This is a genomic window from Jongsikchunia kroppenstedtii DSM 45133 (assembly GCF_000380485.1).
GTDB classification, from domain to species: Bacteria; Actinomycetota; Actinomycetes; order Mycobacteriales; family Mycobacteriaceae; genus Jongsikchunia; species Jongsikchunia kroppenstedtii.
Genome location: NZ_AQYG01000046.1, coordinates 31631 through 51279, shown reverse-complemented (window position 1 = coordinate 51279; position 19649 = coordinate 31631). Strand labels below are relative to the sequence as shown.

Genomic DNA, 19649 nt, shown 5'->3' with positions numbered 1-19649 from the left:
GGGGGTCGGATCGGGGCGGGCCGGATCGTGTGGGGGCAGTCACGACGGTCTCAGCTGCGTCTGGCGATGGCCAGCAGGTCGAGGCTGGCGTCGATGTCCGGTTCGAGGATCGAGAAGTCGGCGGTCGTGATCCCGGCGACGTCGGCGGTGAGGTCGGTCGGCCAGGGTTCGCCGGAGAGGGCGCGCTGGATCTGCGCGTCGATGAACGAGCCGCCCCACTTGTCGTCGAGCTGGGTGAGCCGCGGGCCGTGGTGCACGCCGAGCATGCGGTCGACGGTGAAGCCGCCGCCGACCAGCAGCTCCGTCATCTCGGCGCCGCTGAGCTCGCGGGTGTGGAACGGGTTGAGCGGGGTGTCGCGGCCGGGGGAGAAGGTGATCCGGTTGGGCGTGCTGATGAGCAGCTCGCCGCCGGGACGGAGCACGCGGGCGCACTCGGCGATGAACTTGTCCTGGTCCCAGAGATGCTCGATCACCTGGAAGTTGACGACGACATCGACCGATGCGTCGGGCAGCGGCAGATCGATCAGGTTGCCCTGCTCGATGCGGACGTGCGGGTAGCGCGCGCGGGTGTGCGCCACGGCCGATTCGTCGTAGTCGACGCAGGTCACCGAGCCGGCGACGGTCGACAGCAGGTTGGCGCCGTAGCCCTCGCCGGAGCCGGCCTCCAGGACGTCGCGGCCGCGGCAGCGCTCCAGAATGAATTCGTAGGCGACCTCGTGCCGGCGGAACCAGTAGTTCTCCTCCGGGATCCCGGGAACGGTACGTTCGCCGGTGAGTGCCAGGGTGGTGTCGTCAGTCATCACAGCGAGCGTAACCGGGTTCTGTAACACGTTCACCCGGTGGTTGTCTTCGGGCCGGCGGGCGGGCCTGTGGTGAAAGTCGCGCATCACCTGGTAGACGCAGATAACGCACCCGCTACAGTGATGGGTGGCGATGGAATACTTACCGGCCGGTAAGTTCCAAACGATCCGGTCGGGCCGCTTTGGTGTCCCGTCCGCCCATATGCAGCGGTCCGGGACGCTCGCCCCGAGGCCCACCACTACTAGGAGGTCGACGCAGACCCATGACGAACATTGTCGTGCTGATCAAGCAGGTTCCCGACACGAACTCCGAGCGCAAGCTCAACGCGGATTTCACTCTCGACCGTGACATCGATCCGGTGATCTGCGAAATCAACGAACGTGCGGTCGAAGAGGCGCTGCAGATCAAGGAAGCCAACGGCGGCGAGGTCACCATCCTGACCGTCGGCCCGGAGAAGGCCACCGACGCAATCCGCAAGGCCCTGTCCATGGGCGCCGACAAAGCCGTCCACATCCAGGACGATCAGATGGCCGGTTCGGACACCGTCCAGACCGCCTGGGTGCTGGCCCGCGCGCTGGGCACCATCGAGGGCGTGGAGTTGGTCATCGCCGGCAACGAGGCCTCTGACGGTCGGGTCGGCGCGGTGCCGGCGATCATCGCCGAGTACCTCGAACTCCCGCAGCTGACGCACCTGCGCAAGCTGACGGTCGAGGGCGACAAGCTGACCGGTGAGCGCGAGACCGACGAGGGCATCTTCGGCCTCGAGGCGACGTTGCCGGCCATCGTGAGCGTCACCGAGAAGATCAACGAGCCGCGGTTCCCGTCCTTCAAGGGCATCATGGCCGCGAAGAAGAAGGAGATCCAGGTTCTCTCGCTCGCCGACATCGGCGTCGAGGCGGGCGAGGTCGGGCAGGCGAACGCCGGCAGCACCGTCCTGAGTTCCACCCCGAAGCCGCCGAAGGCCGCGGGCGAGAAGGTTGTCGACGAGGGCGACGGCGGCGTCAAGCTGGCCGAGTTCCTGGTGGGCCAGAAGATCATCTGATCTGGCGACCGACATCCGTATCCCTCAATCTCAGAACTTTCAGGAGCAATAGCAATGGCAGAAGTACTCGTGCTCGTCGAGCACGCCGATGGTGAGCTGAAGAAGGTCACCTCCGAACTGATCACCGCCGCCCGTGCCCTCGGCACCCCGAGCGCGGTCGTCGTGGCCGCCCCGGGCACCACCGACAAGTTGCTGGAGGGCCTCAAGGCCGCCGGCGCCGAGAAGGTGTACGCCGCCGAGTCCGACGTCGTGAGCCAGTACCTGCTCACCCCGGCCGTGGACGTGCTGTCCGGGCTGGCCGAGCAGGTCGGCCCCGCCGGCATCCTGGTCCCGGCGAACGCCGACGGCAAGGAGATCGCCGGTCGCCTGGGCGCACGCCTGGGCTCGGGCGTCCTCGCCGACGTCATCGAGGTCAAGGACGGCGGCGTCGGCGTCCACTCGATCTTCGGTGGTGCGTTCATCGTCGAGGCCCAGGCCAAGGGCACCCCGGTGATCAGCGTCCGTCCGGGTGGCATCGAGGCCGACCCGCAGCCTGCCGCCGGCGAGAAGGTCGACGTCGAGGTTCCGGCCCCGGCCGAGAATGCCGTCAAGATCACTTCGGCCGAGCCGAATGTCGGTGGCGACCGCCCGGAGCTGACCGAGGCGTCGATCGTCGTCTCCGGTGGCCGCGGCGTCGGCAGCGCCGAGAAGTTCTCGGTCGTCGAGGAGCTCGCCGATTCGCTGGGTGCCGCCGTCGGCGCCTCGCGTGCGGCCGTCGACTCGGGCTACTACCCGGGCCAGTTCCAGGTCGGTCAGACCGGCAAGACCGTGTCGCCGCAGCTGTATGTCGCCCTGGGCATCTCGGGCGCCATCCAGCACCGCGCCGGCATGCAGACGTCGAAGACCATCGTCGCCGTCAATAAGGACGAGGAAGCGCCGATCTTCGAGATCGCCGACTACGGCATCGTGGGCGACCTGTTCAACGTCGCGCCGCAGCTGACCGAAGAGGTCAAGAAGCGCAAGTGATGCGCTGACTGAGCGTCAACAGAACGGCCCCCGAGTGCGCACTCGGGGGCCGTTTTGCTGTCGGAGACCGCCGTTTGTCGGACCCAGGGTTTTGTTGTCCCCGGTTTCGCCCGGGTTCACCTGTGCGAGCGGCGGGCAAACGATTCGAGAGGTGTTCACCAACCCGTCGAGGGTGTTCACGATGGTGGTGAGGACACGAAACCCGCCGTAGGTCCCGCAGTCCGACGCGGTCGATACACCTAGCGCATGACCGTTTTCTTGACAGAAACGACAGCAGCCGACCGGGTGCTCGCGCAGGCGGGTGACTATCGGCTCGAGCTGACGACCGCACCCGACGACATCGCCGCGGTGCAGCGACTGCGCTATCAGGTCTTCGCGACCGAACCCGGATACGAGTCGGCGATGGCCGGTGTCACCGATGGCCGCGACATCGACCGCTTCGACGAGTTCTGCGATCACCTGATCGCCCGGCATGAGCCCACCGGCGAGGTGATCGGCTGCTACCGCATGCTGCCGCCGCCCGGCGCGATCGCGGCCGGCGGCCTCTACACCGCAACGGAATTCGACATCGCCGAGCTGGATCCCATTGCGCCGCAGCTGGTCGAGATGGGCCGGGCGACGGTCGCGGCCGGGCACCGCTCGGGCAGCGTGCTCGCCCTGATGTGGTCGGGCATCGTGCGCTACCTCGACGTCACCGGCTACCGCTACCTCGCCGGCTGCACGTCGGTCCCCGTTCAGGTCGATCCCGCGGACGTGCCGGGCGAGCAGGTTCGAGGACTGCGCGACTACGTCCGCGATCGCCACCAGGCGCCGTGGCAGGTGTTTCCGCACCGGCGGGTGGTGCTCGACGGTCGACGCCTGGACGACATCGAGCCGCCGCGGCTGCTGAAGTTCCCGCCGCTGCTGCGCGGCTATCTGCGGATGGGCGCGGTGATCTGCGGCGAACCGGGCCATGATCCGGACTTCGGCGTGGCCGACTTCGTCACGCTGCTCGACCGACGAACTGCCAACGAGAGATATGTGCAGCGGCTGCAATCGGCGGCCCTCGCTGCGGAGCGCAGTATCTGATGTCCGCGCCGGCGCTCGTACCCGTTCATGGCTGGTTTCCGGTGAGTGCTTGCGGCGACGGCTGCATCGCGCCGCAGGCGCGGGTGTCGGCGATCGCGCGCTGCGGTCGCGTCGTCCGGCTGGTCGCGACGGCGGGCTGGCTGCTCGCGCTGGCCGTGATGGTCGCCCCGCTGCCGGGTGTCGTGCGTCGGCGGTTCGCGCGCCGCGCCGCAGCACGGCTGCTGGCCGCGCTCGGAGTTCGGATCGAGGTGGTCGACGAGCGGCCCTTCGCCGGGCGCGGTGTCGGCCTGGTGGTCGCCAATCACGTGTCCTTCCTGGACATCGCGGCGATCGCGGCGGTGGTCCCGGCCCGGTTCGTGGCGAAGGCGGAGGTGGTGGAGTCGGCCGCGACCGGCTTCCTCTGCCGCCGATTCGGCATCATTCCGCTGCGCCGGCAGTCGTTGCGGGATCTGCCCGCCACGGTCCACGCGGTGACCGGTCGGCTGCAGCTGCATGAGTCGGTCGCGGTGTTCCCCGAAGGCACCACTTTCTGCGGCGCGCCCGGCGTCGATCGCGGAGGGCATGTCCATCGCGGCGCCGGCCGCTTTCACCCGGCATTCTTCGAGGCGGCCACGATCGCCGCGGTGCCGGTGCTGCCGATCACCGTCAGCTACCACCATCGCGATGGTTCGGCGGCTGCCGAGGCCGGATTCATCGGTGACGACGGCCTGGGCGACACCCTGCGCCGCGTGCTGGCGGCCCCATCGATCACGGTGCGCGTGCGGATCCACGAACTGGAACTGCCGGCGGGGGATAGGCGCGAGCTCGCCGACCGGTGCGAACGCGTGGTGCTCGGCGTCGATCGGCGGGGGCCGATAAATGCTTCGCCAGTCCCGGATGAGGTGGCTACGCTTTCCCGTAGTTCGTGACGTGACGTGCTGGAGGTGAGACCCATGAGCAACGTATCCCCGTGGGTACTCCCTTCCGAGTTCACGATCTCGCGACCGGCCTAGGTCGCAGGGAGTGCCTCTCATGAATTCTTCGAAAGGCACAACCCAATGCACACTTCACTTTTCACCACGCAGGCGATCGCCGACGGCATCGTCGAGCGCGACTTTCTGATCGACGACGTTCCCGGGGTGCTGTGGTCACCGGAATCGGCGTCGCCGGGTACCCCGCTCGTCCTCATGGGTCATGGCGGCGGGTTGCACAAACGATCGGCCAGGCTGGTCGGGCGGGCCCGCGACGCGGTGCTCCACGACGGGTTCGCGGTGGCCGCGATCGATGCGCCGGGCCACGGCGACCGCCCGCGATCCACCGAGGACCAGCGGTGGGTCGAGGCGATGTTCGCCGACCGTGCCGCGGGCCGATCGATGGCGTCGACCATCGCCGCCTACAACGCCTCGCTCGCCGACCGGGCCGTGCCGGAGTGGCGCGCGACGATCGACGCGTTGACCCGACTTCCCGAGATCGGCGACGGCGGCCCCATCGGGTACTCGGGAATGACTCTTGCGAGCGCGATCGGAATCCCGCTGGCTGCGGTCGACCCTCGCATCACAGCGGCGATCTTCGGCGGCGTATTCGTGTACGACGAACTCATCCGGGCCGCCCGCCAGGTCAGCATTCCGATCGAATTCCTGCTGCCCTGGGACGACGACGAGATCGATCGCGACTCGGGCCTGACATTGTTCGGCGAGTTTGGTTCGTTGGACAAGACGCTGCACGCGTTCCCGGGCAGTCATTTCACGGTGCCGGTCGACCGGATCGACACCCGCTTCTTCGTCAGACATCTGCGAGGCGGCGGCGCCGCGGCGGCCTGACGAGCCGGTCGGCAAGCCGACCGCAAGGGGGCTCCAAGCGCCCGTGGCCATCCTGTCGTCACTGATGGATCGACAGAAATGGCGGAATCATGACGGGCACTGGCGTTCACTCCGGGGCGGAAACCTCGAAATTTACTGTTGGGCAGCGTATTACGCTTGCAGTGGTCTGTGTGGCCACGGCGATGCTGATGCTCGACATCGCGATCGTCAACACAGCGATACCGGCGATCACGCGTGAGTTCGATGCCGGGATGGGCGCGCTGAAGTGGGTGATCGACGGCTACACACTGGCGTTGGCGACCGTGGTGCTCAGCGCGGGCGCCTGGGCTGATCGCGTCGGCCGACGCTACGTATTCATCATCGGGGCAATCATTTTCACCGTCGCCTCGGTGATATGCGCAGCAGCCGAGACGATGGTGATGCTCAACGCGGCACGCGTCGCCCAGGGCCTCGGCGCCGCACTGCTGTTCGCGACATCGTTGGCCCTGCTGTCGCACGCGTTTCCCGGCTCGGCCGAACGGACGAAGTCGCTCGCCGCATACGGCGCGACGATCGGTGCATCCTTCGCGATCGGGCCGCTGCTGGGCGGCGCGTTGACGGAACTGCTCGATTGGCGTGCCATCTTCCAGATCAACATCCCGGTCGGCGTGCTCATGCTGGTGGGGACGCGATGGGTCGACGAATCGCGGAGCAGTGCGCCGCGCCGCAACGACTACTGGGGGCAGGTGACCGCCACCGTCAGTCTGGGGGTGCTCACCTATGGCTTCATCGAAGCCAACGCCCGCGGCTGGTCGGACGGGCGCACGGTGGCCGTGTTCGCGCTGGCCGTCGCCGCCCTGCTGGCCTTTCTGGTGGCCGAATCCGTTGTAGCAGAGCCGATGCTGCCGCTGGGCATGTTCACGGGCGCGTCGTTCGCGGGCGCACAGATGGTGACCTTCGCGATCTCGGCATCGATGTTCGCGTGCTTCGTCTACGTGACGATCTACCTGCAGGGCGTGCTGGGCATGTCGGCGATCAAGGCCGGCCTCGTCTACCTGCCGGGAACGCTGGCGATGTTCATGGTCGCGGGACTCACCAGCCAACTTATCGGCCGGATCCGTCCGTGGATCCTGCTGTCGCTGGCGATGCTGGCGGTCGCCGCCGGGCTCCTCTGGATGACGGTCGCCGAGCCGGATTCCAGCGGCTGGGTCCTGGTGCCGGGCTTCGTGGTCGCATCGATCGGCGCGGGACTGTTCAATCCGGTGATCAGCGGAGTGGTGCTGGCGGAGAACCGGCGGGACGACGCCGGCCTGGTCGCCGGAATCAACGACGTCTTCCGGCAAGCCGGCATCGCGCTCGGTGTCGCGGCCCTCGGCGCGCTGTTCCCGGCGCAGTCGGTGCTGCAGGGCGGCTCGCCGACCGCCTATGTCGATGGCCTCCGCGCCGCGCTGTGGACCAGCTGCATCATCGCGGTGTGCGGCGCCCTGGTGGTCGTGGTCGCCATGCGATCGGCGCGTGCGACCACCGACGACGGCGCGCTGGCGGCCCCGCCGGTGCGGACCGTGGCCGAGACGCGCACGAGTCTTGTCCGTCGTGGTTGATGCGATCGGGGATCGTCCCATGGAAAGTGCCCGGGCGGGAAGTACACTGTGCCCCTATTCGTTCCGGGCAATCCGGGCTAGCCGGACAAGGGGGTTCGATGCGCGAGTTCCTGATGCTGGGACCGCTCGAGGTGCGGCAGGACGGGGTCCCGGTCGATCTCGGTTCGCCGAAGCAGCGGGTCGTCCTGTCGGCGCTGGTACTCGCCCGCGGCGCCGTGGTGTCGACCGATCGTCTCGTCGATGCCGTGTGGGGCGAGTCTCCGCCACCGGCCGCGTCGACCAGCCTGCAGGCGTATATCTCCAACCTGCGGCGGGCCCTGCGCGATCAGGCGGGCGACCGGTCGCCGATCGAGCGGGTTAAGCCGGGGTATCGATTGAGCCTGGCCGACGACCGAGTGGACATGCTGGAGTTCGGCGCGTTGGCGAAGCAGGTGCGGGCTGCGACCGAGGAACAGCGCTGGGACGCGGCACGCGAGCTGAGCGAGACCGCACTGCGGTTGTGGCGCGGTCCGTTGTTGCAGGACGCCGGCGACCAGGACTGGGTCGCCATCGAAGCCTCTGCCCTGACCGAGACCCGGCGGGCCGTTGCCGAGGCACACATCACGGCGCTGCTCGCGGCGGCCGACACCGGTGCCGCCCTCGCCGAGATCGCCGCGCTGCGGGGCGAGGATCCGTTGCGCGAACGCGGGGTGTGGCTGCACATGCTTGCGCTCTATCGGGCCGGTCGGGGCGCCGAGGCGCTCAGCGTTTTCACCGAGCATTCCGAGACATTGGACGCGGAGCTGGGACTCGATCCGGGAACGGAGCTGCGCGAGCTGCAGGGATCGATCCTGCGTCATGATCCGGAGATCGCCGCGTGGCCGCGCGAGCCGCACTGGTCCGGTTCGACGACGGTATCAGTGGCGGCCGAGCCGGCGATCGCCGTCGACGTCGCGGATGCGCCGGTGACGGCGGCGATCGACGACGCGGTCGGGTCGCTGGTCGGCCGCGACTCCGAGATGCGTTCGGTCCGAGAGTTCTTGGAGGCCGATCGGGCCGTCGCGGGGTGGCTGGCGCTGTCCGGCCCCGCCGGCATCGGCAAGACCCGGCTCGCCCAAGAGGCCGCGCGGATCGCGGCGGCGGCCGGTGACAAAGTCGTCTGGATCCGCTGCCCGGATGCCGGCGGGCTGCCCGCGTGGTGGCCGCTGCGCCAGCTGTGCCGCGACCTCGCCGCCGACCCGGCCGACGTCTTGTCGGTGCCCGCCGACGCGGACGCGGACGGGGCTCGCTTCGCTGTATACGAGCGGGTGCAGTCGCTGATCGAGTCGGCCGCCCGGCAGCAACCGCTGACCGTGATCATCGACGACGTGCAGTGGGCCGACCCGATGTCGCTCGGCCTGCTCGTGTACCTGACGGGCACGACGCGCGATTGCCCGCTGCGGATGATCGTCACGGTCCGCGAAGAAGAGATCGAGCCCGCGGTCGAACGCCTGCGCGCGGCGCTCGTGCGCGTCGGTCGGGTGATCACCGTGCCGGCATTGCGCCGGGACGAGGTGCGGCTGCTCGTCGAACAGGTCGCCGGCGCCGATGTAGCGGTGGACGAAGTCGACATGCTGTTCGACCGCACCGGCGGCAATCCGCTGTACGTATCCGAATATGCGCGACTGCCGAGTTCGGAACGGCGCGAGGTGATTCCGGCCGCGGTGCGGTCGGTGCTGGACCGCCGGCTGGCCTCGCTCGATCCCGCGGTGCTCGAAGTCGTCGGCTATGCGTCGGTGATCGGCGACGAGATCGATCCGCGACTGGTCGCCGAGGTGATGGGCCGCGACCTCGAGAGCATCGCCGACTGCCTCGACGAGGCGGCCGACGAGCGCATCGTGGTCGCCGAGCCGGGCCGTCGCCGAACCGTGTTCGGGCACGCGCTGCTGCGCGAGGAGGCGATGGCGTCGATCCGCCCACTGCGCCGCTGCCGGATCAACCTTCGGGTGGCGGAGATATTGAAAGAACAAGGGGGACAGGATGTGACGGCCCGCCGGGCCGGGCATCTGCTGGCCGCGCTGCCGATCGTCGAGACCTCGGAGGCGATCGAGGCCTGCCGGGCGGCGGCGGCCGAGGCGACGGCGCGGTGGGATTCGGAGAACTCCGCCTACTGGCTGCAGTCGGCGCTGCGGACCTACGAATCTCTGCCGCAGGCCGACCAGGACGTCGCCGTGCGGGACGGATTGCTCATCGACATGCTCGGTGCGCAGTCGCGCGCCGGACGCGTCCAGCTGGTCCTCGACACCGTCGAAGCCCGGCTCGGTGAGGCGATCCGGGCTGGGGGCACCGCGACCGCCGGCCGCCTCGCCAGTGCCCTGGTGCGCGCCGGCGGCGGCTGGCCGTGGATCGCGCCGACCGCCGAGATCAGTTCGCTGCATGGGGTGTTGGCCGATGCAGAGGCCTGCGTCGTCGATGATCCCGCGAGCGCCGCGCGTGTGCTGGGGGCGCTGGCGATCGGACACTGCTACCACCCGGACGCCGCCGTGCCGGCCGACTACCTGGCGAGAGCCGAGGCGCTGGCCGAATCGCTGGACGATCCGGACGTATCCGCCGATGTCATGCTCGCTCGGCTCATCACCTATGCGGGTGCGGCCGATCGGGCGCAGGAGACCATGGATCTCGCCCGCGCGATCCAGCAGCTGCCGCACGTCGGTTCACCGGTCGATCTGGTGATCACCGACTCGGTGATCACGATGGCGACGATGACGCTCGGCGACATCGAGGCGACCGAGCACCACCTGCGGCGCGGCATCGCCGGCAGTGAACGTATGCGATTGCCGATTCTGCGCGCACAGCTTCGATGGATGCAGGCGGCGCTCGCGGTGTGGCGCGGCGAATTCGATCTCGCCCGCTCTCATCTCGGCACCGCCATCGCGGTGCATCGCCAGACCGAGCTGTACGTGGCCGGGTCGGGTGCGCTGGCCACGATGGCGATGGCGACACAGCGCGGCCTGTTCGACGAGATCGGCGACGACGTGCTGGGAATCGAGCGGGGCGATCGGATCGGCTGGGCCAGGGCGGCGGTGACGGTCGCCCCGGAAAACCGGGTGGCGGTATTGCTCGCGTCGGGTGTCGCGATCGTAGCCCGCGACCACGGCGACGATGAGCTGGCCCGCGCGATGGTGACGGCCTGGATCGCGCACTCCCAGCCGATGGTCTGGACGTCGCTCGCGCAGGCGGTGATCCTCGCCAACATCGTCGTCGAACTAGACATGGCCGACTGGGCACCGCGATTCATCGACTATCTGATCCCGTTCCGCGGGTACATCGCGACGGTGGGTCAAGTGGGCTGCGTCGGCCCGGTCGATCTCGTGCTCGCCCAACTGCACTATCTGCTCGGCCAGGACGCGGACGGTGACGAGGCGTTGAAGCGGGCGAGGGAGCTGTGCGAATACACCGGTGGCGCGCCGGATCTCCTGAAGTGCCGGCTGGTCGCGGCCGTGCGGTCGGACCTCGGGCCCGGACGGGAGGCCGAACTCGTCGACATCGAGACGCAGGCCGGGCGGATGGAACTGTCCGCAGTCGTGGACGCGGCGCGGGCGGCCCGCGCCCGCTGATCGTGCATCGCCTGGTCGTGCCGGGCCGGCGACGATAGCGATTTCAAGGCGGAGCCAAGGTCACGCCAAGCGGCCGTTGCGAGGGTGTGGGCAGCGGCCCGGTCGGTTCTGTGATCGGGCGGTCACCACTACCCGAAGGCAAGGACCACGATGACCTACCAGCAGCATCTCACCGACTTCAACCGTCTCGCCGATCTCGATGGGCTCCGCGCGAAGATCCGCGGCGCTGTCTATGGGCCCGGCGAAACGGGTTACGACACAGTCGGATTCAATGTGACCGCGGTGAACGAGCCGACGGCGGTGATCGACGTCGCCGATGCCCGGGACGTGGCCGCGGTGATCGCGTTCGCCGGCGAGCACGGGATGACGGTCGGGGTCCGGGCCACGGGCCATGCGGCGATCGATACGGATCGTCGATCGCTGCTGGTGCGCACCGGCGCTCTCGACACCTGCGAGGTCGATCCGGCGGACCGGACCGCGCGGGTCGGTGCCGGTGTGCGCTGGCAGCAGGTGATCGACGCCGCCGCGCCGCACGGTCTGGCGCCCGTCTGCGGATCGGCCCCCGGTGTCGGCGTCGTCGGGCTGCTCAGCGGTGGCGGGGTCGGCCCGCTGGTGCGGACCTTCGGGCTCTCGGCCGACTACGTCCGGTCCTTCGAGGTCGTCACCGGCGATGGTGTGATCCGGCGCGCGGCGCCCGACGAGAACGCCGAGCTGTTCTGGGGACTGCGGGGCGGCAAGGCGACGCTGGGATTGATCACCGAGGTCGTGATCGAGCTGCCGGAGCTGTCCGAGATGTACGCCGGAGCGATCTATTTCGACGGTGCCGATGCCGCCGTGGTGCTCGACGCCTGGCGCGTCTGGGCGCCGACGCTGTCCCGCTCCGCGTCCACGTCGGTGGCGCTGATGCGGCTGCCGGAGCTGCCGGGCGTACCGCCGATGCTCGCGGGGCGGTTCACCGTCGCGGTGCGGTATGCGAGCGTCGCGCCTGCGTCAGCGGCCGCCGCCGAGCTGGCGTCGATCCGGTCGGTGGCGGCGCCGATCCTGGATGCCGTGGGACCGATGCCGTATGCCGCGATCGGGGCGATCCACGCCGACCCGGTCGATCCGATGCCGGTGCACGAGGCGGGCATGCTGCTGGGCGAGCTGACCGACGAAGCGGTGCAGACCCTGGTCGGGCAGGCCGGACCGGACGCGGCCACGACCCTGCTGATGGTCGAGTTGCGTCAGCTGGGCGGCGCCCTCGCGGACGAACCGGCTGTTCACAGCGCCTACTGTCATCGCGACGCGGCATACAACCTGCACACCGTCGGGGTGCTGGTGCGGCCGATCGAGCAGGCCGTGGTCGCCGACGCCGATCGGCTGGTCGACGCCATGCGGCCCTGGGCGACGGGCGGCCGGATGCCGAACTTCGTGTCGAGCGCGGACCCGGCGGTGATCCGTACCTGCTACGACGACGACACCGTTGCCTGGCTCGCCGCACTGGCCCGCCAGCACGACCCGCGGGGCGTTCTCGCCGTCGGTCAGGTGGTGCGCTGAATCACCCTGATCGTCGGGGTGATCACCGCGGAATACGACGCGGTTGAGCTGTCGTTATTCTGGACCGGTATGTCTGCACCAGCCCCGGTCTATTTGGACCATGCCGCGTCGACCCCGATGGTTCCCCAAGCCGTCGAGGTCTTGACGCGTGCGCTGACCGAGACCGGGAATGCGTCGTCGTTGCACGGCAGCGGCCGCCGCGCCCGCCGTCTGCTGGAGGAATCGCGCGAGTCGATCGCGCGGTCGATCGGTGCGCGTCCGTCCGAGGTGATCTTCACCGGCGGCGGCACGGAAAGCGACAACCTCGCGGTCAAGGGGATCTACTGGGCGCGCCGGTTCGCCGATTCGCGCCGGCACCGGATCATCACATCTGCCGTGGAGCATCACGCGGTGCTCGATCCGCTCGGCTGGCTCGAACGGCACGAGGGCGCGCAGGTCACCTATCTACCGGTGGACTCGGCAGGGTTCGTCGACCCGGGCGCGCTGCGCGCCGAGCTGGCGGTCCATGCCGATGAGACCGCGCTGATCAGCATCATGTGGGCGAACAATGAGGTCGGGACGCTGCAGCCGATCGGCGAGCTCGCGGCGATCGCGGCCGAATTCGAGGTCCCGATGCATTCGGATGCCATCGCCGCGGCCGGTCATGTGCCGGTCGATTTCGCGGCGAGCGGGCTGGCGGCGCTGAGCATCGCGGCCCACAAGTTCGGCGGTCCGCACGGCGTGGCCGCGCTGCTGCTGCGCCGTGACGTGGACTGCACGCCACTGCAGCACGGGGGCGGACACGAGCGCGATATCCGTTCTGGCACACCGGATGCCGCGGGCGCGGCATCGATGGCGGCGGCGCTCGAGGTGGCCGTGGCGGAGCTGCCGCAGTCGACGGCATCGGTCGCGCGGTTGCGCGATCGGCTGGTCGGCGTGCTGTCGGCGGCCGGCGCCGAGGTGAACGGTCCGGCCGATCCGGCGCTGCGGCTGCCGGGTGTGGTGCATGTCAGCTTCCCCGGCTGCGAGGGCGATTCGCTGCTGATGCTGTTGGACGCCAACGGAATCGAATGCTCGACCGGGTCGGCGTGCACCGCCGGGGTGGCGCAGGCGAGCCATGTGCTGCTGGCGATGGGCCGCACCCGGGGCGATGCCCGCGGGTCCCTGCGGTTCTCGCTGGCGCCCAGCACCACCGTCGCCGATGTCGACCGCGTCGGCGAGGTGATCGGCGAGGTCGTCGACCGGGCCCGGGCAGCCGGAATGGCCGGCGGCGCTTCGGGTGCCGGACGCGCGACGGCCGAGGTCGTCCGAGCGGCGGGTGACATCTGATGCGGGTGTTGGCCGCGATGAGTGGTGGGGTGGATTCGGCCGTCGCCGCGGCGCGGGCCGTCGATGCCGGGCACGAGGTGGTCGGGGTGCATCTGGCCCTGTCGACCGCGCCGGGCACGCTGCGCACGGGATCGCGCGGCTGCTGCTCCCGGGAGGACGCCGACGACGCCCGCCGGGCCGCCGATGTCCTCGGAATCCCGTTCTACGTCTGGGATTTCGCCGACCGCTTCAAGGAAGACGTGATCGACGAGTTCGTCGCCGCCTACGCCGTGGGGCAGACGCCGAATCCGTGTCTGACCTGCAACGAGAAGATCAAGTTCGCGGCGCTGGCCGAGCGCGCGCGGGCGCTGGGCTTCGATGCGCTCGCCACCGGCCACTACGCACGGCTCGCCGACGGCGAACTGCGCCGGGCCGTCGATGGCGACAAGGACCAGTCCTATGTGCTCGCCGTGCTGACGGCGGATCAGTTGGCGCACGCCATGTTCCCGGTGGGCGATACGCCCAAGCCGGAGATCCGGGCCGAGGCCGAGCGGCGCGGGCTGGCGGTCGCGAACAAGCCCGACTCGCATGACATCTGCTTCATCCCGACCGGTGACACCCAGGCGTTTCTCGGCGCCAGCATCGGGATCCGGCCGGGCGCGGTGATCGACGCCGACACCGGCGCCAAGCTCGCCGAGCACGAAGGCGTGCACGGCTTTACGATCGGCCAGCGCAAGGGCCTCGGCATCGAGGCGCCGGCCACCGACGGCAAGCCGCGGTATGTCACCGCGATCGACCCGGCGGCGGGCACCGTCACGGTGGGATCGGCGGAGCATCTGGAGGTCACCCGGATCGATGCGGTCAAGGCGAACTGGACCAGCGGGCAGATTCCGGACGATCCATTCGAATGCACCGTGCAGGTGCGTGCCCATGGTGGATTGGCGCCGGCGCTCGCGGAGCCGATCGGAGCCGATCGCGTGCGAATCACTTTGCGGGAGCCTTTGACCGGGGTCGCACCGGGGCAGGCCGCGGTGTTGTACGCCGCGGACGACATCCGGGGCGACCGGGTGATCGGCAGCAGTCGCATCGACGTCACCGCCGCGCACTGATGGCGGCCTTGCCGGCCGGCATGGCCAGCGGTGTCGGATCGATGCCGGGCGAGAACCCGGCCGAGTCGGCGTCGATCATTGTGGGGGAGTTGGGTTTCGGTCATGTGGCCGAACTACCGGCCCGCGGTCCCGGCGCGGACATGATCGGTCGGTCGGCGGCCTTCCTCGTCGACATGTCACTGGATCTCGTCGGCAACGACTACCAGCTGAGCGCGGCGAATAGCCGAATCACGCAGCGGGCCAAGGGATTTTTGTCCGCCGATCTGGATGCGCTCGAAGAGGCCTGGCATCGATCGGGCCTGATCGGCAGCGGACAGCCGTGCAAGATCGCCGCCTGCGGACCGTTCACGCTCGCCGGCGCCGTCGCGCTGCGCGGCGGCCACAAGCTGGTGCACGATCGGGGCGCCTGGAACGACGTCCTCGGGTCACTGGCCGAAGGTCTCGCGGCGGTCGCCGCCGATCTGGAACGGCGCCTCGGCGCCGCCGCGGTGATCCAGCTCGACGAACCGCTGGTCGACCGGGTGATCGCCGGCCGGATCACCCCGCTGACCCGACTCGATGTCAACCCGCCGATCCCCGCACCGGATGTGGCGCAGGCCCTGAGCGAGCTCGTCGCCCACGTCGGCAGGCCCGCGATCCTGCACCACTGCGGCGCCGAAGTCCCGTGGGAACTGCTGCACAACAACACCTTCGACGGCCTGAGCGTCGACTTCTCGCGGATCGGCGAGGCGGCCTGGGACGAGCTCGGGCAGTATCTCGACGCAGGCCGCACCCTGGTCGCCGGTCTGGTGCCCACCGGTCGGCCGGTCGCTGAGCTGCCGGTCGAGCGCGTCGTCGAGCCGCTGGTTCGTACCCTCGACGGCATCGGGCTGAGCCGGGACGTCCTGGCCCGCCAGGTGATCGTCACACCTGCCTGCGGGCTGGCGGGCGCCGATCCGCAGTGGGCCGCCCACGCACTGCGGCTGTGTTCGCAGGCGGCCGCCGCGTTCGCCGACGATCCGTCGGCGCTCTAGAGAACGACCGCGTGCCGGAGTAGCGTCCGAGACAACCAGTTGAGGGGAGTGCCCGGTGTATCTCGATCTCCTCATTGCGCGGGGCGGGCTCGATGGTGAGGTCGCCGAGGATCTGTGCGCGGTGACAACGCGGTTCACATCGAAGATCGTGCTGGTCTTCGACGGTCGTCGGGTTTCGGCGCAGTGCCTACCGCTGTGCTGGGAGTCCCTCGCGGTCACCGATGGCACCGAGGTGCCGATCGAGGTCTACGGCGGCTATCGCGGCCGGGACAGCACCGGAACCGTGGCGGGTGACCTTGAAGACCGCCGCGCACTGGTCGAGTTCAGCGAGGCATTCGGCCGGCTGACCGCCACCGTGCCGGCACCGGCGAGGCATCGTCGCCGGTGGTTCACCGCCCGCTCGCGCTCGGCGTAGCCATCGGTCGAACGAACCACGAGTCAGGTCGACGGCACGGCGCGCGTGGTACCAAGGACGTCGAAGACTCGGAGATCTCGACGACCCGAGGCGTCGAACCGGGAGACCGCAATGCGATACGGGCTGCATGAATTCGTGCCGTGGAAGGGATCGGATTCGCAGGTGGACGACGTCATCCGGGTCCGGTTCGACCGCGATTCGGTCGCCATGGGCGACGATGTCGTCAGCCATGAAGAGCATTGGACCTATGCGGCCGACGCCACGGTCGATGATCTGCTGCTCGATGTCTCGCGCGCGGTGCCGGGACTCGCGGGCTGGTCGGTGGGCGTGGCCGGCGGTCGATTCGACCGCGAGATACTGGGAGTCCTGTACTTCCGCACCGACCCGGACAGTCGGTCCGTTCAGTGTTCGGTGTGCCGGTTGTGGCGGCCGGAATGGAAGCTGGCCGATCTCGCCGGCGCGTACGGCCTCGACCTGCATGCCCGGTACATCTCGTCCGGTGGACGGCCCATCGACAGCGACGAGCTTCGGGAGTCGCGCGCGCCGCGCGGCCGGGAGGCGACCCGCGTGTGGTCGGCGGAATCGGTCTCATCGAACTGGCGTACCGTCGCCGCGATTCGAGCCCAGGAGTCGGCCGTCCGAGACGCACGGCGGGCATGGTTGCGGCAAATCCTTGTCGCGCAGCCGGATCCGCCCGAGAGTGACGAATTCGTCGCCACCGCGATGACCACCATGGCGGCCGAGGTGTCGCCCGCGAGCCTGGCGCTGACGGCGGAGATTCTGGGGCTCGATGCGGAGCCGCGCGATGTCGACATCCACCTGCTCGCGCCGCGGGTGCCGAGCCCGCGTCGGGCAGTGCTGGCGATGATCGTCGGCGCCTTCGAATTCACGATCTCGACCGGATCCTGGGAGCACGGCGAGATGGCCGGACTGGCGCCGTATTTCAGCCGCCTGGAGGCCTGGGGATGGCGGCTCGCGCCGGCCGAACTCGTGCTGGCGGGCCGGATGGCGGTAGCCGAACTGCTGGCCGACGACTAGCCGGTCGGGCCCTCTCCCGCGTCCAGCCGGGCGAGCGCGCGCTTCGGCGCGATCTGGCGGTAACTGGCATCGAGCAGCTCGACCACTTCCGACCAGTCCGGCTTCACGGCCAGGTCGAGGCCCAGCCAGCCGTAGGCGCCGTAGTAGGCGGGGACCCAGAACCGCGGATCCTGTTCCAGTGCTTGCTGTTCCGCCGGGTCGGCCTTGAACAGCAGGCCGGCCGGGTAGCTGTTGTGGCCGCCCTTGACGCCGCCGCCGTAGACGCCGAACTGCTTGCCGCAGCGGAATGTCGGCCGACCGTGCGCCACCTGCTCGGTGGCGTCGGGGAACGCGAGCGCGATCGTGCGGAGCCGGGCGAGTACGGGATCGTCGTCCTCGAACATGATCGGGTGCGGCATCGTCCTAGACTAGGACGATGCCGCACCCGTTGTCCGATTCTCGGCGGGTGTCAGCTCAGATGATGCACCGGTGCCAGCTGGTAGACGGGGGTGTCGAGCCCCTCGAACCGCGCCTTCAGCTGCAGTGCCAGGTACAGCGAGTAGTGGCGCGACTGATGCAGATTCCCGCCGTGCATCCAGAGGTTCGGGACCTGCGTCGGCTTCCACATGTTGCGCTGCTCGCCCTCCCAGGGGCCGGGATCCTTGGCGGTGTCCGAGCCCAGTCCCCAGCATTTGCCGAGCCGATCGGCGACGTCCTGACCCATCAGATCGGCGGCCCAGCCGTTCATCGATCCGTAGCCGGTGGCGTACACGACCAGATCGGCCGGCAGTTCAGTACCGTCCGACAGGATCACGGAGTCCTCGGTGAGCCGATCCACGTCGCCGTGCGCCAGCTTGATCGATCCGTCGGCGACCAGCTCGGAGGCGCCGACGTCGATGTAATAGCCGGAGCCGCGGCGCAGGTATTTCATGAACAGCCCCGAACCGTCCTCGCCGTAGTCGAGCTCGAATCCGGCCTTGGTGAGCCGGTCGTAGAAGTCGGCATCGACCTCGCGGATCTTGTCGTATACCGGGATCTGGAACTCGTGCATGATCCGATACGGCAGCGAGGCGAAGGTCATGTCGGCCTTGTCGGTCGTCATGCCGGCCGACACCGCGCGCTCGCTGTACAGGTCGCCGAGGGCGTGCTCCATCAGCGACGATGACCGCACGATGTGTGTGGACGAGCGCTGCACCATGGTGACGTCGACATCGTTCTCGAACAACGCTTTACAGATGTCGTGCGCCGAGTTGTTCGAGCCGATCACCACCACCCGCTTGCCGCGGTAGGCGTCTGGACCGGGATGCTCGCTGGAGTGCTGCTGCTCGCCCCGGAAGACATCCATTCCGGGGAACGACGGCCGATTCGGCTTTCCCGACATGCCCGTCGCGAGCACCAGCTGCTCGGGGTGCAGGGTGAGCTTCTCGCCGTCCTTGTCGACCTCGACCGTCCAGGTCCCGGCGTCGTCGTCGAACGATGCGGACAGCGCCGAGGTCGAGCCCCAGTAGGGCACCTCCATCACTCGCGTGTACATCTCCAGCCAGTCGCCGATCTTGTCTTTCGGCGCGAATACCGGCCAGTTGGCAGGAAACGGCAGGTACGGCAGGTGGTCGTACCAGACCGGGTCGTGCAGACAGAGCGACTTGTAGCGACCCCGCCACTGGTCGCCGGGCCGCGCATGCCGGTCGATGACCAGCGCCGGTACGCCGAGCTGGCGCAGCCGGGCACCGAGAGCGATGCCGCCCTGTCCACCGCCGATGACCAGCACGTACGGCTGCACCGAGCGGCCGAGTTCGGCCTCCTCCGCCTCCCGGCGTTCCGCCCAGGTGGGCGCGGAGTTGTGCGCGCCATGCACCGCGCCGAGCGGTCGTGACGCGCCCTGGCTTTCCTCGAATCCCTTGAGTTCACGCAGCGTCGTCAGCAGCGTCCAGGCCCGGTCTTCACCGTCTTCATCGCGGATCCGCAGATGGCCCTTGCCGCGGCCGAGACGAGTCTCGAACTCGATGAAGGCGCTGACCACGCCGCCCTCCTCGGTGGCGGGCTCGCTGGTTCGAAATCCGGACGGCACGGTATCGGCGACGCGCTCCGTGAGCATGTCCGAGATCCCGTCGCGTCCCTCGACCGTCGTCAGGTTCCAGGTGAAGGCCACCAGGTCGCGCCAGAAACTGGTGGTGCAGAACAGGTTCGCGGCCGATGCGATGTCCTGGGCCGCGAGCGCGGCCCCGAAGCGGTCGAGCCAAGTCTCGACGCGCTGCTGCGGCCCGGCCTGTACATCGGCTTCGAGCGTCACGGTCATGGTCGTCTCCTTGCGTCCCGGTGGATGGCTGTGATCCACACCACTCTTCTGACGCCCGACGCGACAAGGGTTGCGAGGGGTTGCAACGAGTTGTCGCATGCAACGC

General features: G+C 69.1%; 16 protein-coding genes. 13 read left to right on the top strand and 3 right to left on the bottom strand.

The window, feature by feature from the left end; translation table 11 throughout:
• Window positions 1–50: 50 nt before the first annotated feature.
• The gene (locus G341_RS0109965) at window positions 51–800 is read right to left on the bottom strand and encodes a class I SAM-dependent methyltransferase (protein ID WP_018178989.1); all 750 of its coding nucleotides are present in this window, start codon (window positions 798–800) and stop codon (window positions 51–53) included.
• A 263-nt stretch (window positions 801–1063) separates the two neighbouring features.
• On the opposite strand from G341_RS0109965, the gene G341_RS0109960 reads away from it, so the two are divergent.
• The 13 genes from G341_RS0109960 to G341_RS0109900 all read left to right on the top strand — a co-directional run bounded on the left by G341_RS0109960 (window position 1064) and on the right by G341_RS0109900 (window position 17268).
• A complete protein-coding gene (locus G341_RS0109960) occupies window positions 1064–1843 on the top strand; it encodes an electron transfer flavoprotein subunit beta/FixA family protein (RefSeq protein ID WP_018178988.1) in 780 nt (259 codons plus the stop codon).
• A gap of 54 nt (window positions 1844–1897) precedes the next feature.
• Window positions 1898–2848, top strand: a complete 951-nt coding sequence (locus tag G341_RS0109955) for an electron transfer flavoprotein subunit alpha/FixB family protein (RefSeq protein ID WP_018178987.1) — start codon at window positions 1898–1900, stop codon at window positions 2846–2848.
• A 246-nt stretch (window positions 2849–3094) separates the two neighbouring features.
• Window positions 3095–3916 carry a GNAT family N-acetyltransferase gene (locus G341_RS0109950; RefSeq protein ID WP_018178986.1) on the top strand — a complete coding sequence of 274 codons (822 nt, stop codon included), beginning with the start codon at window positions 3095–3097 and terminating at the stop codon, window positions 3914–3916.
• Between the two features lie 41 nt (window positions 3917–3957).
• A complete protein-coding gene (locus G341_RS21675) occupies window positions 3958–4824 on the top strand; it encodes a lysophospholipid acyltransferase family protein (RefSeq protein WP_245556959.1) in 867 nt (288 codons plus the stop codon).
• A 129-nt stretch (window positions 4825–4953) separates the two neighbouring features.
• Window positions 4954–5715, top strand: a complete 762-nt coding sequence (locus G341_RS0109940; RefSeq protein WP_018178984.1) for a dienelactone hydrolase family protein — start codon at window positions 4954–4956, stop codon at window positions 5713–5715.
• Window positions 5716–5804: 89 nt separating this feature from the next.
• Window positions 5805–7295, top strand: a complete 1491-nt coding sequence (locus tag G341_RS0109935) for an MFS transporter (protein ID WP_081622495.1) — start codon at window positions 5805–5807, stop codon at window positions 7293–7295.
• A gap of 98 nt (window positions 7296–7393) precedes the next feature.
• Window positions 7394–10870 (top strand): ATP-binding protein, encoded by a 3477-nt coding sequence (locus G341_RS0109930; protein WP_018178982.1) that lies wholly within the window; start codon window positions 7394–7396, stop codon window positions 10868–10870.
• 150 nt (window positions 10871–11020) lie between these two features.
• A complete protein-coding gene (locus G341_RS0109925; RefSeq protein WP_018178981.1) occupies window positions 11021–12406 on the top strand; it encodes an FAD-binding oxidoreductase in 1386 nt (461 codons plus the stop codon).
• A 69-nt stretch (window positions 12407–12475) separates the two neighbouring features.
• Window positions 12476–13714, top strand: coding sequence for a cysteine desulfurase family protein (locus tag G341_RS0109920; RefSeq protein WP_081622505.1), 1239 nt, complete (start codon window positions 12476–12478; stop codon window positions 13712–13714).
• Window positions 13714–14802 carry a tRNA 2-thiouridine(34) synthase MnmA gene (gene mnmA, locus G341_RS0109915; RefSeq protein WP_018178979.1) on the top strand — a complete coding sequence of 363 codons (1089 nt, stop codon included), beginning with the start codon at window positions 13714–13716 and terminating at the stop codon, window positions 14800–14802. Before G341_RS0109920 ends, mnmA begins: the two co-directional genes overlap by 1 nt.
• A complete protein-coding gene (locus G341_RS0109910) occupies window positions 14802–15815 on the top strand; it encodes a uroporphyrinogen decarboxylase/cobalamine-independent methonine synthase family protein (protein ID WP_018178978.1) in 1014 nt (337 codons plus the stop codon). The genes mnmA and G341_RS0109910 overlap by 1 nt, the downstream gene beginning before the upstream one ends.
• A 55-nt stretch (window positions 15816–15870) precedes the next feature.
• On the top strand, window positions 15871–16230 hold the full coding sequence (locus G341_RS0109905) for a hypothetical protein (protein WP_018178977.1): 360 nt from the start codon (window positions 15871–15873) through the stop codon (window positions 16228–16230).
• A gap of 111 nt (window positions 16231–16341) precedes the next feature.
• The gene (locus G341_RS0109900) at window positions 16342–17268 is read left to right on the top strand and encodes a hypothetical protein (RefSeq protein ID WP_018178976.1); all 927 of its coding nucleotides are present in this window, start codon (window positions 16342–16344) and stop codon (window positions 17266–17268) included.
• Here G341_RS0109900 and G341_RS0109895 read toward each other — a convergent pair.
• Both G341_RS0109895 and G341_RS0109890 read right to left on the bottom strand, forming a co-directional pair.
• Entirely contained in the window at window positions 17265–17666 is a 402-nt protein-coding gene (locus G341_RS0109895; protein WP_018178975.1) for an MmcQ/YjbR family DNA-binding protein, read from the bottom strand. The two genes, G341_RS0109900 and G341_RS0109895, sit on opposite strands and share 4 nt — an antisense overlap.
• 50 nt (window positions 17667–17716) lie before the next feature.
• Window positions 17717–19543, bottom strand: a complete 1827-nt coding sequence (locus G341_RS0109890; RefSeq protein WP_018178974.1) for a flavin-containing monooxygenase — start codon at window positions 19541–19543, stop codon at window positions 17717–17719.
• Window positions 19544–19649: the final 106 nt, after the last annotated feature.